General features: G+C 53.8%; 11 protein-coding genes. 7 read left to right on the forward strand and 4 right to left on the reverse strand.

The window, feature by feature from the left end; translation table 11 throughout:
* Positions 1 to 69 precede the first annotated feature (69 nt).
* The 3 genes from P8935_RS05125 to P8935_RS05135 all read left to right on the forward strand — a co-directional run bounded on the left by P8935_RS05125 (position 70) and on the right by P8935_RS05135 (position 3,636).
* Complete coding sequence (locus P8935_RS05125) at positions 70 to 1,185, forward strand: hypothetical protein (RefSeq protein ID WP_348263920.1); 1,116 nt, start codon at positions 70 to 72, stop codon at positions 1,183 to 1,185.
* Positions 1,186 to 1,189: 4 nt separating this feature from the next.
* On the forward strand, positions 1,190 to 2,275 hold the full coding sequence (locus P8935_RS05130) for a patatin-like phospholipase family protein (RefSeq protein ID WP_348263921.1): 1,086 nt from the start codon (positions 1,190 to 1,192) through the stop codon (positions 2,273 to 2,275).
* Between the two features lie 473 nt (positions 2,276 to 2,748).
* The gene (locus tag P8935_RS05135) at positions 2,749 to 3,636 is read left to right on the forward strand and encodes an alkaline phosphatase family protein (RefSeq protein ID WP_348263922.1); all 888 of its coding nucleotides are present in this window, start codon (positions 2,749 to 2,751) and stop codon (positions 3,634 to 3,636) included.
* Positions 3,637 to 4,220: 584 nt separating this feature from the next.
* Here P8935_RS05135 and P8935_RS05140 read toward each other — a convergent pair.
* The 3 genes from P8935_RS05140 to P8935_RS05150 all read right to left on the reverse strand — a co-directional run bounded on the left by P8935_RS05140 (position 4,221) and on the right by P8935_RS05150 (position 6,617).
* Positions 4,221 to 5,810, reverse strand: a complete 1,590-nt coding sequence (locus tag P8935_RS05140; protein WP_348263914.1) for an IS66 family transposase — start codon at positions 5,808 to 5,810, stop codon at positions 4,221 to 4,223.
* 76 nt (positions 5,811 to 5,886) lie between these two features.
* Entirely contained in the window at positions 5,887 to 6,234 is a 348-nt protein-coding gene (gene tnpB, locus P8935_RS05145; protein ID WP_348263915.1) for an IS66 family insertion sequence element accessory protein TnpB, read from the reverse strand.
* Positions 6,231 to 6,617: a transposase gene (locus P8935_RS05150; protein ID WP_348263916.1), complete on the reverse strand. Its 387-nt coding sequence runs from the start codon at positions 6,615 to 6,617 to the stop codon at positions 6,231 to 6,233. Before P8935_RS05150 ends, tnpB begins: the two co-directional genes overlap by 4 nt.
* 276 nt (positions 6,618 to 6,893) lie before the next feature.
* Here P8935_RS05150 and P8935_RS05155 point away from each other — a divergent pair, with 276 nt between their 5' ends.
* From P8935_RS05155 to P8935_RS05165, 3 genes are all read left to right on the forward strand, one after another.
* Positions 6,894 to 9,728, forward strand: a complete 2,835-nt coding sequence (locus P8935_RS05155; protein ID WP_348263923.1) for a patatin-like phospholipase family protein — start codon at positions 6,894 to 6,896, stop codon at positions 9,726 to 9,728.
* A 62-nt stretch (positions 9,729 to 9,790) separates the two neighbouring features.
* On the forward strand, positions 9,791 to 13,102 hold the full coding sequence (locus tag P8935_RS05160) for a hypothetical protein (RefSeq protein WP_348263924.1): 3,312 nt from the start codon (positions 9,791 to 9,793) through the stop codon (positions 13,100 to 13,102).
* Positions 13,103 to 13,107: 5 nt separating this feature from the next.
* On the forward strand, positions 13,108 to 13,836 hold the full coding sequence (locus tag P8935_RS05165) for a toll/interleukin-1 receptor domain-containing protein (protein ID WP_348263925.1): 729 nt from the start codon (positions 13,108 to 13,110) through the stop codon (positions 13,834 to 13,836).
* A gap of 697 nt (positions 13,837 to 14,533) precedes the next feature.
* On the opposite strand, the gene P8935_RS05170 is transcribed toward P8935_RS05165, so the two are convergent.
* Positions 14,534 to 15,007 carry a hypothetical protein gene (locus P8935_RS05170; protein WP_348263926.1) on the reverse strand — a complete coding sequence of 158 codons (474 nt, stop codon included), beginning with the start codon at positions 15,005 to 15,007 and terminating at the stop codon, positions 14,534 to 14,536.
* Positions 15,008 to 15,079: 72 nt separating this feature from the next.
* Here P8935_RS05170 and P8935_RS05175 point away from each other — a divergent pair, with 72 nt between their 5' ends.
* Positions 15,080 to 15,364 (forward strand): helix-turn-helix transcriptional regulator, encoded by a 285-nt coding sequence (locus tag P8935_RS05175; protein WP_348263927.1) that lies wholly within the window; start codon positions 15,080 to 15,082, stop codon positions 15,362 to 15,364.
* Position 15,365: the final 1 nt, after the last annotated feature.

Here is a 15,365-nt window from a genome sequence, read left to right on the forward strand (position 1 = left end):
GTCTCGGTCAGTTTCGTAAGCGGTCAAGAGTCTGGTGAGGAGGGTGATTACGCACGCGGGATCCAAATAGTGCAACAGAGTCAACTCTTGATTGCGCTCTGGGATGGGGAGCCATCGGTAGCGAAGGATGGAACGCAGGAGATCGTGTCTTTCGCTGGCGGCATCGGTCGGCCAGTCATCTGGATCCATAGCAAGACGGGGGCAATCCAGATCCTTAATGAGCCAGCATTGAAGCGGATTCAGCAAACCCATGATCAGGAGCTTAACTTCTTGAACGGCTTATCGGATATGGGTGAGACGCTTTTGACAGACTCGCCAGCGGAACTGGCAAGGGCGTGGCTCCAGAAGCTCGATAAAAATGCGAGCCGGTTTGCGCCACAGGTCCGCCGTTTATCTTCAATACCAATTATGTACACCGCGGCTGCCGCATTTTCCAGCGGAGCTGGGTTACAGATGCCTCACTCTAAGGTCTGGCTCGGCATTGGGACAGCACTTGGAATTACTGCTGCCGCCATTCCCATTGTCCTACGGCTCAGTCAGAGGCAAACACGTTGGGCGCGAACGCGGACAGCGGCCGAGGTATGCCGTTCAGTTTTAGCTCTCTGGGACTCTCCGGATGAATATCAAGTCATCGGACCTGAGATCATCCCGGAACTTGCCGGCGCGCTGAGATCTCTGAAATTACTTAGAGCCTTAGATGGCTCTCGTAGCGAAATGGCATTAGATGAATTCAAAAGACGTTATCGATTGGAGCGCATTTCGCAGCAATTGCAATACTTTTCAACTCATGCCGTGCAATCTGGGAGCGAGGCACGAAACTATCGCATTGCCAGCTGCCTTTGCATCGGTTTGGCGATCCTCATCTCGATGTGGCTGTTTGTGGATGGAAAGGAACTTGCGATCGCGCACTCATTTGTTGGGAAAAGAGGGCTAGCTGTCGCTGTTTCGGCGCTATTTCAACTTGCCACTATCTCGGGAGCTTTCCTTATCGTGAAGGATTGCAAAAGGCGTCAGTGGCGTTATCGTGAGTTGCACAACTGCCTGAAGGAATGGGATTCGGAACTCAGCGCTTTGCGGACATGGACAACCGTCATGAATGTCACTTGTAGAGTCGAACGGGCGCTCCTGGTTGAATTGCTGGAGTGGAGATTTCTTGTCCGCAACGTGAAGCTGACACGGAAGTGAAGAGATGAAACGAATTCTCTCTCTAGATGGTGGCGGAATCCGTGGTGTCTTCAGCTTGGAGGTTCTGCGGTACATGCAGGGATTGCTGCGCACGCACTACAACTCACCCAACCTAGTTCTCGCAGATCACTTTGATTTCTTCGCAGGTACAAGCACAGGGGCGATTATCGCCGCCTGTCTTTGCTGGGGAATGGAGGTCGAGGCAATCCTCGACGTGTACTTGAAGTATGGCAAGACGATGTTTCAGCATGTCCCTTGGTATAGACCTTTCAAAAGATTGCTAATCTCACGTTTCGAGGCGAAGCCTCTCTCACAGATGCTTCAGCGCATGTTTTCAGAAGACGGCAATGGCGAGGCACCGGCTCTGCTAGGAACAAATCGGCTAAGGAAACTTCTGCTAGTTGTTGTTCGAAACCACACCACGGGCTCCGCGTGGCCTGTGAGCAATAATCCCATGGCGAAGTTCAACGACACAGGCCTTTCCTACTGCAACCTGAGAATTCCTTTATGGAAGCTGGTCCGAGCGAGTACCGCCGCGCCAGTCTATTTTGACCCCGAGGAGATCACCTTGGGCGACAGGACTTACATCTTCGAAGACGGTGGGATTACGCCGTATAACAATCCGGCTCTCATCGCAGCTTTAACTGCAGTGTTGCCCTGCTATCGACTGAATTGGGTGCCTGGTCCAGAGAATATTCGCCTCGTTTCGCTGGGAACCCTGAGGTTTTCGTCTGGGCTACCCGCTAAGGTACGGAAGCTGTGGCTGGGATACAACGTCTCGCGAATTCCCACGGCCTTGATGCAGGGAATTACCTGGGAACAGGATTACCTCTGTCGTTCCCTGGGGGAGTGCATCTACGGAGAGTCCCTTGACGAGGAGATTGGAGACCAAGTGAAAGCGCAGTACCCGGGGGGTCGGTGGTTCGGATACGTTCGTTACAACCAGTCGTTTGATACTGAGACCGTGGAAAAATTGCTTCAGACGAATCGCCAATTGACACAGCTTGATGCAGTTCTCGCGGTTCCGCTTCTGCAAAAGATAGGCTCTGATTATGCCAAGGATCATGTCAAGTTGGGTCATCTTATCTAGGATGCCATCAGAGTCAAGTGCCGGTTCGAGATGGTGTCAACCCCTAGTTTCCTAATCAGTAGGCGCTAACCGACCTCTGATTGACATCGGGGCGTGAGCAATGCTGTCAGATGGCTTGTTGCGTCAGCCACTCAAAGGATTTTGGCAAGTAATTTCCCTCGAGCGCCTAACAAAAACTGTTGCCAATATTCGCTTTGATTGGCGAGAGACCTTGGTTAGGCAATATCTTGACAAAGATAAAAGTATCTACCATTCGCTGAGAAATCTGGATGTTGTGAATGACTTTATTTGTTAGAATTACCGACAATTTAGGTGAATACCTAGACTCTCAAGCCGATACATGTATCAATTCCCAATTCCCCGGAGAACTCATGAACCTAGTGCTTGTTTACATGAGAAGGCTCGTAGTCCGGATTGCGCTTCCAATCCTAGCGTTGAGTGTAGCCGCTTGTGGGGGTGGGGTGAACGGAAGGATGAACCCCTCGTCAGCCGTGTCTTCTGACGAACCTTTAGCAATACGCGAATCAACAACCCGCCATCACATTAAGAACGTCTTCCTCATCATGATGGAGAATCACAACTGGACTGGGGCCGGATCATATGACATCAGGGGTAACGCTGAGGCGCCATATATCAACAAGACTCTTGTCCCAATGGGTGCTCACCCCAGTCGATATTACAATCCACCGCATCTTCATCCAAGTTTGCCAAATTACCTTTGGCTCGAAGCAGGAACGAATTTCGGTATCCTAAACGATGATTCGATTGCCTCGAATAGTCAAACCACAACTCTCCACCTCGTTACGCTGCTCAAAAACGCAGGCATCTCATGGAAGTCCTATAACGAATGGGCAAACGGAACTATTTGCCCTCTTGGCCAGTGGCACACTCCATTTGTGTTCTTTGATGATGTTACTAATTATCTTGATGCTGATTCCCCTTACTGCATTTCGCACATTCGCCCGCTTAGTGAGTTGACTACAGATCTGAAATACGACAAGACCGCTCACTACAATTTCATCGTGCCCAATCTATGCCACAGCATGCATTCTAACTGTGGAGAAAACCCTATCAAACAGGGAGATACGTGGCTAAGTGAGCAGGTTCCGAAGATCCTAGAGTCGACCGCCTTTAAGGATGGAGGTGTGCTCTTCATCGTCTTTGATGAGGCGTCCGTAGGAGATGGCCCTATTCCGGTGTTGATCCTATCCCCATATGCGAAAAGGAACTTCACAAACTACACCTATTACAATCACAGTTCAATGTTGCGCACAGTAGAGGAAATTTTTGGTGTTGCGCCAATCATGCGAAATGCATCGACGGAAACTGACCTACGAGATTTCTTTTCCGAGTTTCCGTAAATCATTCGTCTATTTCTCCGTCATTACTTGCCTGAGGCAGGATGAGTGGAAAGTCGAATCGTTGTTTGAGCTTTCGCTCGACAAAAAGAACTGGACTCGCACCGGGATAACAGAACGAGGCTGCAGTGGCGCCAATAACGCCCGTCGGTAACAGCCAGAGAATAGTGTTAATTGGATTGACGGTACGAGCCGACCGAAGATTTCACCACAAATGAGCAGAACTGGTCTATCTCGTGTTTCCATTTGTTTTTGATGTCTTCGCGCAACAAAACGAGACTACTGGCTGCTATTACGCTTCGAGCGGCTAGCGCTATTTCACCAACCGATTCATTCCCGACTGGCTGCGATATTAAATAGCGTTTCTCCAAGATCGAGACGCGACCGCGCTTTATGCATTCGACAGGTTTTGACAGCAACTGACTGGGCGCTCGCGCATTCGCTTGGGTTCGTGCGGCCCTCTCTCGACGAGTGTGATTATTTACTTGCCCCAGTAAAACGGTAAGCGTTCGGAGTTCCCATCTTGACCGGAAGAGAGTGTCCAACAAGTGTCCGCTTATTTTTAAGCGGACACTTATTGAGTCGGTCTAAGCGGCTTGGGAAGAGTCGGTCTTGAGTGAGGTGGCGATATTCCAGGGCAGGAGTTCTTCGATGCGATTGATCGGATGCTCGGCGATCTTTTCCAGTACGGTTCGCAGGTAGAAGGCCGGATCGATTCCGCTCAACTTGGCAGTTCCGATGAGGCTGTATAGCGCAGCAGCTCTCTGGCCTCCGGAATCAGATCCCATGAAGAGATAGTTCTTCCGTCCGATGGCAACAGCTCGTAGCGCCCGCTCGGCGGCACTGTTGTCGATCTCGAGCAGGCCGTTATCGACGTAGCGTGTCAGAGCACGCCAGTGTGAAAGAGCATATCGGATCGCGTTGGCGGTCTCGCTCTTGGTTGAGAGCGACCGAAGCGTCTTCTCCATCCACTGGCGAAGATGGTCGAGTAGCGGCCTGGCTCGGTCCTGGCGGATCGAGCAGCGAAGTTCGGCAGGCTTGCCGCGGATCTGCTCCTCGATTCCGTACAGCGCGCCGATCCGTGTGAGGGCTTCAGTGGTAGTAGGTGACGCATGCACCACATGGATGTCGTGGAACTTGCGCCTGGTATGAGCCCAGCATGCAACTTCGTAGATGGCGCCGTCTCCGTAAAGATGATGGAATCCGGAGTACGCATCCGCCTGCAGTGCACCCGCATAATCCTTCAGATGCCGTCGCGGATGTTCGCCCTTGCGGTCTTCCGAGTAAGTGAACCACACGGCTGGAGCAGTGGAATAACCTGCAGGACGATCATCGCGTACGTAGGTCCACAGTCTGCCGGTCTTGGTCTTGCCGTTGCCGGGAGCAAGCACTGGAACCGGCGTATCGTCGGCGTGGATCTTCGATGCTCGAAGAACGTGCCTCCTGATCTCATCGACAAGCGGAGCAAGCAACTCACTGGCTGCGCCGACCCAGCCGGCCAGTGTTGAGCGATCCAGATCGACACCTTCGCGGGCATACATCTGCGACTGGCGATAAAGCGGCAGGTGATCACCATACTTCGACAGCAGCACATGAGCCAGGAGAGCAGGACCCGGCAGTCCGCGGTCGATGGGCCGTGAAGGAGCGGGCGCCTCGACGACGTGTTCGCAACCTGCACAGGCGAACTTCGGCCGCACGTGTCGAATCACCTTGAAGGTTGCCGGAATACGTTCCAGTTGCTCGGAGACGTCTTCACCGAACTGCCGTAGCGCACTGCCGCAATCGGGACAGCAGGTATGCGGTGGAAGATGGGTGACCACTTCACGCGGAAGATCCTCTGGCAGAGGCTTGCGTACAGGACGAGATCGACGCTTCGAATCAGTTCTCGTCGAAGCGGGTTGCGCTGCTTCGGTTGCGGCTTCTTCAGCAGCTTGTGCAGTCTCCAACTCTTCGAGACGGAACTCAAGCTGCTCGAGTTCACCGGTCAGCTTCTCGCTCTTCCTGCCAAAGATCATCCGGCGGTACTTCTCAATGACCAGCTTCAGATGTTCGATCTGATGTGTGCTTGAAGTGAGTTCCTTATGCTGTTCGAGCGACTCCGAGTGCTTGGCGATGACCAGCGCCTTCAGCGCTTCAGGATCGAGTCCGTCAAGATCAGGCAACCTAGCCGGAATCATGACCGCAGTATGCCATGAAGTTAATAAGAAATCATCTGCAAAACCCGCATGAATACAGGGGAATCATGTTCGTCACTCACACGGCAATCTCCGGTGTCCAGGTCCTTCGCGGACGACGCCAATCAATCCCTTCAAGCAACATCGACAACTGCGCACGCGTCAGGCAAACTGTTCCTTCACTAGCCTGCGGCCAGATGAATCGACCTCTCTCCAAACGCTTGGAAAACAGACATAGACCGTCGCCATCGAACCAGAGAACTTTTACGATGTCGCCGCGGCGTCCTCTGAAAACGAAGACGTGACCGGAGAATGGCTGTTCGTTGAGCACCGTCTGCACCTGCGCACTCAAACCATCGAAGCCGCGCCGCATGTCGGTCACCCCGGCAGCCAACCAGATCTTCGTCCCGGTGCGGAGTTCAATCACTTGCGCAGACTCTCAAGGATCGAACGCAACAGCGCCGCATCGGCGCCGATCTCCACGCTGATCGTCGCCCGACCTGGAAACTCGATATGGATAGAACCGGACGTCCTCGGTTGTTGCTCGGCGTCAGGCTCCTCTCGCTCCCTCGGAGCGGCAATCGTGACGGGAAGCAAAGCTGTGGATGATGCCGCGGAATCGACCAACTCGCCGCGTTCGAAAGCACGCCGCCACTTGAAAACCTGGTTCGCGTTCAGACCATGAGCCCGGGCAATCAACGCCACGCTTGCGCCTGGCTCCAACGTCTGCTTTACAATCTGTCGCTTCTCTGCAACCGACCGCCATCTGCGAACCCGGCGCTCAGCCCCTACTTCTTCTGAATGACCCATGGGGCGATGGTCAGCCCAAACTTCACCCAGTCGCCAGAGGGGAAGACAACACGCTTACGTAAAACGTAGTTATCAGTTGATCCTTAAATGGCGAAAGGGAATCGACGTTTAGGAATCGCAAGCAGATGATTTTTGGGTGTTCGAATGTTGGAGAGACTTTCAGTTGATTGATTGGCGAATTTTCAGTATTATTTCCGCTCCCATCACATCGGACGGCGGACGACTGTGAATTCCTTGTTTGACTGCCCTAAACAGATCATTTGAGGTGCCTCAGCGATGGAACTCAAGCAAAAGCTCCAACTCCTTTGGCTCGCTCTACTGGCAACCATCATCTGGGCAGTTCTTATGGGCTGGGAGGCCAATGGCTACCGTCGAGAGCAATGTCCGGAACTCCCCACCAACCGAGGCCTATCAAGCCCCCACGCAAGCCCTATAGGAGCGCTGGAGGTTACAACGTCAGAGGACACCTTCGAGGTCCTGATCAATCAGTGCAGTTCAAGCAACAATCGGTTGTGGAATATTCATGTAGCTCAAGCCAATACCTGCATGGACTTTCTTTTCATAGCACTCTACGGAGGCGTTTTTCTGCTCTTCGCGAACGTACTCGACGGTCGTCTTTCAAGATGGGTCACGATCGCTATCCTACTGACAATGCTGATGGATGTGGGCGAAAACGTCTGCCTGCTTGTCTCATTGCATTTTCTTGCATACCCGCCGGGCAATCTTCATCCCCCCGGATTGTTCTCAATCCCGAAATGGATTTTGTTCGCTTTCTCCCTGGTCCTTCTTGGTGGTTTGTTCGCGCAAGCTCGGGGGATGAAGCGGTTGTGGAGAGTCGTGATGGCCACCGTCATGATAATTGCCGGAATATCAGTGGTAGGCGGCCTTTTCTATCTTCCCTTGTTGACTGTCGCGTTCGTCCCTCTGGGAATAGGTCTTTTGGTTGCGCTCGGTCTCTTCTTCCCGATTCGCCCGTTTTCCATTAGCAAGCTCCTTCTGTGGATCGAGACTCTGTACCTTCTTCGTTTCCAAATGTTTGGAGGGGCTATTCTAGCCCTGATTCTGCCGATCAGCTATTTCGCGGCGCCGTCAATCTTCATTGGCATCTTTGACGCTCTCGGTTTTGTATCGTTCGTCTTTGTTGTTTGGGCAGCACTGGAGCTGGCTTGGACAGTCATGATTACCTCGCGAATGGTCTTGGTATATGGACCAGATCGCTATAGCGCGCTTCGAACTCTGCAAGCGGACAACATTGCTGCCGCTGCAGTCGATGGATGTATGTCCGATCATCTCTCGTGGCCTGTCGTTGGCTGTTTCGGAGCACTGGCACTTCCGTCGATCCTCATGACGATTTCCGGGACCTCTGACATTCATTGGTGGCAAAAGATCCTCGGGAGTTTGATTGCAGTTGTCTTTTCTCTGGTGGGTCTCTGGCTTACGGCAAGGCTCCACGTGTGGATCGAGCCTGACCCCGGTCATAGCGCCAAGCAGTTGTATCCTCAGTTTGGATTGCTCAAGGCTAGAAACGATGTAAGCAGATCGGCAGTTGGTCGGGTCCTGGACAAAACTCTTGCCAGAATCTTGCCTGACGATCTGAAGGATGGAATCCTCAGCACGAACGGTCGTCTGAGATCCGGCCATCAGCTTGCCATGACAGCCGTTGCCGTGCTCCTAGTCATCTACCTCGTTGCCGGCATCGCATTTTCGCCTAGTTCCGGATTGAATCCGCCTGCAGCTGTCTTCTTTCTTCTATTTTTATTGACCTTACTCACGTGGGCCTTCAGCGGCATAGCCTTTTTCCTGGATGTTCTGCGAGTGCCCGTTTTGACCTCCATACTCGTGCTGTCTCTTCTAACTGGATTTGTGGCCACAGACCACACCTTTAAAGGAGATAGTATTTCTCCAGTCGACATCCCCCCTTCCCCAAAAGAGATCGTTCAAAAATGGAAGTTGAACCAGGTTAAGAATTCTGACGCGCCCATCGTTATTGTTGCAACGGCGGGAGGCGGGATACGCGCTTCCGCATGGACTGCAGAAGTACTCACGAGAATCGCAGAAGATTGTCAACAGAGCGACGGAAAGAACCCTTTCGCTTCCTCGCTTCTCCTTGTGAGTTCGGTCTCGGGAGGCAGCCAGGGGACAATGTACGTCTTGGGATCCTATAGCGCGTCTAATGGAAAGCTCAATATGGAGACACTACCGGATGTCCGTGATGCTTCTTCAAGGACTGCCCTGAGCGCTGTTGGATGGGGGATACTCTATCCAGATTTGTTGCGTACTGTTCCGGTTGTTGGGTCAGCAACCGGCGCATTCCTTGGACACGACATAGACCGTGGCTGGGCGTTGGAAAATGAATGGGTAAAGAATTGGAAGAGGCCTCTCTGGTCGAGTGCTCCTAAGATCGACGACTGGGTCAAAGATACGAGGAATGGGAAACGTCCCGCTGTCATCTTCAATGCGACTGTTTCGGAGACAGGACAGAGATTCATCATTGGGTCGAGTTCGCTTCCCAGCGGAAAGAATGTGGAGTGGGGAAGTACAGCGTTACAGTTCTCAAATGCCTATCCGCACCTTAATATCCCTATTTCAACTGCAGCACGTCTTTCGGCCAGCTTCCCTTGGGTATCACCGATGCCTAGAACGGAAGAAGGTTTCCTACACTTTGCCGACGGAGGGTATTACGACAACTCTGGAGTGCTCAGTGCTAGCGAGTGGCTGCTCGCCGCAAAAGATGAGATTCAGAATCGTCAGGTGATTTTGATCTTGATTGACGCGAGTTCAACCGATCCTTCCAAACCAATGCCGTGGAGTTGGCAGCGTCAGTTTGTCGCGCCCATCGGTACTCTATTATCGGTTCGCACGAACTCGCAGCAATCGAGGGCAGCCTTCGAGCTCCATTTGATGTCTGATGATCTGCGGCAACACGAGATACGAGTCACAGACGACTCGTTTTCCTACCATCCAGATCGAATGGCGCCGCTTTCGTGGCACCTTACTCCCGAGCAGCAGCGCAGCATCGGGGAAGCATGGTCCAACGCCAGCCCCGAACTCGCCGCTACAAGATTTGACCTGTATCGTGCCCTCGGCTGTAGTGCGAGTGGGAAAAAGTAGCAATCGTCGCAAGAGCGAAATGCGAAACATGAGCTTCACACGCGTCTCGCCGGAGGTCACAATTGAAAGCTCACATTTCATGGCCATTTCTGGTGACATGTTTGTGTGGCGTACAGGTCACCGCGCTGGCGCAAAAGGTCCCGGCAGAGACGACTGTTGCGGTGTTGGTCGTGGACGCACACACGGAGCCGCCCAAGGCAGTTCCGACCGTACGGGTGGAGCTAAATTATCTCGAAGGTTCTGTGCGCGTCACCGAATCGCGCGATGTGACCAACCCAAAGGGACAAGCATGGCTCGACGTGACGGAAGATGCGGCCCAGCGCGGCGGCCTGCGAATCGAGATCATTGGCGCCAAGGACCTTGTCATCTATCAGCCTGCGGACGGCCAGTTGTCCGCGCTACCGACGACAATCAACGTGAGCATGCTGCCCAAAGGCTCTGCGGCGCTGCTGGGGCCGATACAGATCGAGGCCGTGCTGCACAGACTTTCGCTCCAAAACAAGCACTTGGAACTGGAGAATCGCGTGACCAGGCAGAAGCTTGTTGCGGCGCAAGGCCAGAGGCCGGACAACCTTACTGCAGCGATGACCGAATGGGCGAGGACGAGCGGCTTCGCCATCACGGACGTGGACACAAAGGTCAAGGAATGGGCCGAAGAGATTCAGCGAAACAAGGAACAGGCCTCTACCGAGGAGAAAGCACTCTCCGAGTTGGCGCTGAAGCACTACGGAATTGCGGCTCCAATGTTTCATCAAGCCGCTGCGGATCAGTTGAGTGCTTTCAAAGAAAGTCAAAAAAGAGCGCTAGAGGAAACGAGAATTGAATTTCAGAAATACGTTGACAGCGAATACCAGAGCGCCAATTCATACCAAATGAATCTCCAGTTTCATGAGGCGACCGAAATTCTCGCAGGCGCACGCGATCAAGCTAGCGAAGAACATCGATTGTTCCCGGAAGACTCTTCCTATCGTGGCATCTGGCTAGCGAGTGAACTCCGCTTGGCAAATGCACGCCGGGATGAAGGAAACCGCGGCGCGGCTAACGAAAGCATACCCCTATTGGCTCAATCAATCACCTCCTACGAGTCGTTGCTCAAAGAATATTCTTTGCCGAGCGAGCGGCAAGAATGGGCCGGTACACAGGACAATCTCGGCATGGCTTTAGTGGATCAGGGGGAGCGAAAGACCAATGTGCAGGCCATGGAATCATTTCAACGTGCGGTCCAAGCCTTCCGGGCTGCATTGGAAGTGCGAACCAAAACTAACCTGCCTCAGGACTGGGCAGAGACAGAAAACAACCTCGGGATGGCTCTGATGAGCCAAGGCGAACGTAGCAGCGGTCCACAGGCTGTGGAATCACTCTCTGGGGCCGTCGCGGCCTATCAGGCTGCTCTGGAGGTGCTAACGAAGACGGACTCTCCGCGGGTCTGGGCAGAGTTACAGTCCGATCTGGGTGTCGCCTTGATGAATCAAGGCATTCGAAGCCGCGGCGGTCGAGTTACTGACTTGTTGGTGCAGGCGGTCAAAGCCTTCCAAGCTGCACTGGAGGTGCGAACGAAGACAGACCTGCCACAGGAATGGGCAATGACTCAGATCGATCTTGGAAACGCTCTACTGCAGCGAGGCGATCGGAGTACCGGGATGGAAGCGACGGGACTATTGGCTAAGGCGGTCGAAGCTTACCGGGCGGCGCTGGAAGTTCTCACCAGTACAAATCTGCCTCAGATATGGGGCGCGACTCAGATGAATCTCGCAATCGCCCTCGCAGATCAGGCAAATCGCAGCAATGGAACACAGGCATTGGCGCTGTTTACTCAGGGAGTCGAAGCTTACAAAGCGGCGCTGACGGTCTTCACCAAGACAGAACTGCCTCAGGCCTGGGCCCAGACTCAAAACAATCTAGGAAACGCGTTGAAGGATCAGGGGGTGAGGAGCAGCGGAGCTCAGGGGATGGAGTTGCTTGCACAGGCCGTTACAGCCTACAGGTCGGCGCTAGAGGTTTTCACAAAAGCAGACCTGCCGCAGAAGTGGGCAATGGTGCAAAACAACATGGGAACTGCATTACGAAATCAGGGAGACCGGGCTACCGGCGCGAAGGCGGAGGAATTATTGAACCAATCCGTGCAAGCGTTTCGGGCTGCTCTCGAGGTTCGAAACAAGGCGACCCTGCCCCAGGACTGGGCCCAATCTGAAAACAATCTTGGAAACGCCCTGAAGGATCTTGGGGAGCGAAGCGGCGAATCGCAAGCCGTAGAACTGTTGGCTCAGTCGGTCGCAGCATACCGTTCTGCGTTGGAGGTTTATACCAAAGCGGATCTGGCACAGAAATGGGCATTAGCTCAAAACAATATTGGGGGCACTCTAATCCTCCAAGGGCAGAGGAGCAGTGGGACGCAGGCAATGGAGTCTTTTGCTCAGGCGGTGCAAGCCTTTCGCGCGTCGCTGGAAGTTCGGAATAAGGCAGATTTGCCACAAGACTGGGCGCTGTCTGAGAACAATCTAGCTGCAGCACTTGTATTTCAGGGTATGCGGAGCAATGGAGCGCAGGCGGCGGAATTATTTGCCGAGGCGGTGAAGGCTGACTATGCGGCGCTTGAGGTACGGACAAAAGCAGATCTGCCCGAAGATTGGGCAGTGACACAGATGAATCTTGGAAACGCCTTCGTGAATCAGGGTGAACGAAGTACTGGTACGCAGTCGACAGAATTGCTCGGCAAGGCAGTCGAAGCCTACCAAGCAGCTCTAAGTGTCTATTCCAAAGCCGACGCGCCCCACGAATGGGCCGAGACAGAAATCAGCCTTGGGAACGCGCTGGCGGATCAGGGCGACAATTCTGATGCCTCAGATGCTGTCGATTCGAGCTTGGAAGTTTCGCCAACAGACCCTACAGTGCTGGCGATTGCATTCTCCATTTATCAAAGTAAGCTGCACCTCTACGTTCGTGCTCGCGATTTAGCTCAGCGGTGGCTCGCGCTCGACCCTTCGTCCGAGGTCAGGCTGCATTTGGTGGAAGCGGAGCTGACGACCAGTAACTTCGAAGGCTGCCAAAGACAAGCGGCAATGATCGACGATGAATCCTTCCCGGCTCCCTCTATTCCTATGATAGTGATTCGCGACACCATGAAACTAGCCTGCCAGTGGGGTGCACGACAAAAGGCCCGCGCGCACGAGACTGAGAAGAACCTTAGACTCAAAGCGACGGAGATGCAAAAGACGAGTTGCGATCTTGGGGGAGTGATCCACTTTTTAGCATCATCCTCGAGTTTCGAAACTGGCCGCATAACGTGGGTCGGTCTATTTCAGAACCTTGGAGATGGCGATGGGGCCGCATTGACCGCAACCCTTCACCAACTTGAGCCGCTTTTGGAACAATGACGCAGATGTCAAAGGCCAAATATGACGTGTTCCTCAGCTACTCTCGCGCAGACACGGAACGCGTAGCACCGCTGCTCGATGAACTGCGGCGGATGGGCTATTGTGTCTTTTTCGATGTGCAGTCGATTGACCCCGGCGAGCAATGGAAGCGTCGGCTGGAGCGCTCGGTAAGGGCTTCACGGGCGCTGGTGCTCTGCTGGTCAGAGCATGCGCGCGGCTCTGACTACATCACCTTCGAGTACTCGCGCGCCGAGGCTCTGCAGAAACCCGTTTTTCCCTGGCTGCTCGATAGGACTCCCCTGCCAGCCATGCTCGAAGTTCAGGGCATTACGACAGTGGATGTAGCGCAAGTAGCAGCTCAGCTTAAGCGGAGCTTGGGCTGGACTGTTGGGCGTAGGAGGAAACTCTGGGCGGCGCTGGCTGTGATGGCTGCAGGCCTAACTGGAATAGCGCTTTGGTTTGTAGTTCGTCCTCCGCCTCCATGGCAATTCAGCGCTCAAGTCACTGACCGCGTCACCGGCGTTCCCGTATCCGGTGTGGAGGTGGATGTCGTGGTCGGTCAGAGCAAAATGAACAGGGCCTTCACCGGCCCTGACGGGCTATGCACCATCCGGCTGCCCCAGCCAAAATCGTCGACCGTTCATATTTTCTTACGAAAACAAGGCTATGAGAGGGATGAGGCGGTAGTACCGAGCAATAAGATATTCATAACGGATATGGAAAAGTTGCCTTAGAAATCCCCAGAGTTTAGTAATGGATTATTCTGGGACCGTCTCTGCAATCCGCGATTTCATCCACGCTTGTGCTATTAGTGCGCTAGTACGCCAATACGCAAGGGACTCGTAACTAAGTCCCAACTATTCGTTGGTTAATCAATAAACCAATGTCGAGCGATTTGTTGATTTGTTGTTCAACTTATGGTTTTGATACGGCAGGATCTTCGAGATACGGAGAACAGCTGTTTGGTCCTCTCGAGAAGGCCGAGCGAGCCTACCTTAAGGCGGCCTGGAAGGCGCCGGCGCCGGAGAAACGTGAGCGCCGCGGGAAGAAGCGTCGCAGTGTGGGAAGTGGTAAATAAGTGAAGTACGCTGGGATAATTTTGGTATGCCGCTATAATAGGGCCCTCGAATTCCCCGTCCACTGCTTCATAAGTCCCAGTGCTCGATTCGGGACCATATGGTCCCAACCTTTCACATGTGATTTTGTCCGGCGGATTGTTGGAGCTGATTTTGGGCGGCGCGGCTCAACAACGAGGGGTTGGTTTCTTTCTAAATTTGTTCCCTGACCCTGCCCCGGAGAACATGTCTTTTCGATCAAGGAAGGACACCGTCCATGAACCTGATCCTGATCCCAGACAACCGGGATGAAGAGCAGGAATATACCGAGGACGATTCCCTACAGACCCAGGGTCACAAGGAACAACATTCCGGCCTAACTATATATATGGTCTATGCCCCGGAACCACCGGGCCAGCCGGATGGCCTGGCGACCTGATGACCAGATGACCTGATGGTGAGCAGAGGCTCCGGTCCCTCCCGCGCGCGCGGGCGTGTTATTTGCACGGCCGGGAAGGGACCTGGTCTCGTGCGCCAGGATGTCCAGCAGTCGTCCGGACACGGTGGTGAAGTTGCCCGCTTCACCCTGAAGAGCCTTGAGCCGAGCCAGCAGCAGGCTGAGGGGATAGTTGAACGAGTCATCCATCGCCCTCATGCCGGCAGTTGCAGTGGGCAGGGAAGCAAAGCTCTGGGCCTGTTGTTCGAGATTAAGCAGGGCGGTCTTGTCGAAGGCTGATCCGCCGGACAGGTCTCCCGTGGCGATCGCGGTGTTCAGCAGATCGAGCAGCTTCTGGTAGTACTCATTGGTCAGAGATGAGGTGTAGCCTCTTTGGTTGGAAGCTTCCCTCACTTCATACTGAGCTAGTAATTAAATCCAGGCGGACTCGTCTTGACGGGATCGCCTTACAAGAGGTATGAGTATATGAGCAGATCAATTCAGCCGCCTTCCTGTCCCAACCTATCTCGTCGCCAGGTCTGGGGCCAGTTCTTCGGCGACCTTGTTCGCGATGTTCGGGTCGAGAAGGGCCGTACCGTCAAGGAAGCGGCCGCGGAGTCGGGGATAGAAGTCGCGGAATGGAAGGCCGTTGAAGCCGGCCGAGTGCCGACGAGCCGGGAACTGATCCACCGCATGGCCGATGGCCTGACGATCGATCACATGGGGATGGCCTCCCTGGTGTTGTTCTGTCATGAGGCCTGGGAGAAGTAAG

It is taken from the genome of Telmatobacter sp. DSM 110680, assembly GCF_039994875.1.
Taxonomy (GTDB): Bacteria; Acidobacteriota; Terriglobia; order Terriglobales; family Acidobacteriaceae; genus Telmatobacter.

Coding starts and splice junctions, on each gene's coding strand:
- P8935_RS05130 (WP_348263921.1), top strand. CDS start 1,190: ATGAAACGAATTCTCTCTCTAGATGGTGGCGGAATCCGTGGTGTCTTC.
- P8935_RS05135 (WP_348263922.1), top strand. CDS start 2,749: ATGAACCCCTCGTCAGCCGTGTCTTCTGACGAACCTTTAGCAATACGC.
- P8935_RS05140 (WP_348263914.1), bottom strand. CDS start 5,810: ATGATTCCGGCTAGGTTGCCTGATCTTGACGGACTCGATCCTGAAGCG.
- P8935_RS05150 (WP_348263916.1), bottom strand. CDS start 6,617: ATGGGTCATTCAGAAGAAGTAGGGGCTGAGCGCCGGGTTCGCAGATGG.
- P8935_RS05155 (WP_348263923.1), top strand. CDS start 6,894: ATGGAACTCAAGCAAAAGCTCCAACTCCTTTGGCTCGCTCTACTGGCA.
- P8935_RS05165 (WP_348263925.1), top strand. CDS start 13,108: ATGTCAAAGGCCAAATATGACGTGTTCCTCAGCTACTCTCGCGCAGAC.
- P8935_RS05175 (WP_348263927.1), top strand. CDS start 15,080: ATGAGCAGATCAATTCAGCCGCCTTCCTGTCCCAACCTATCTCGTCGC.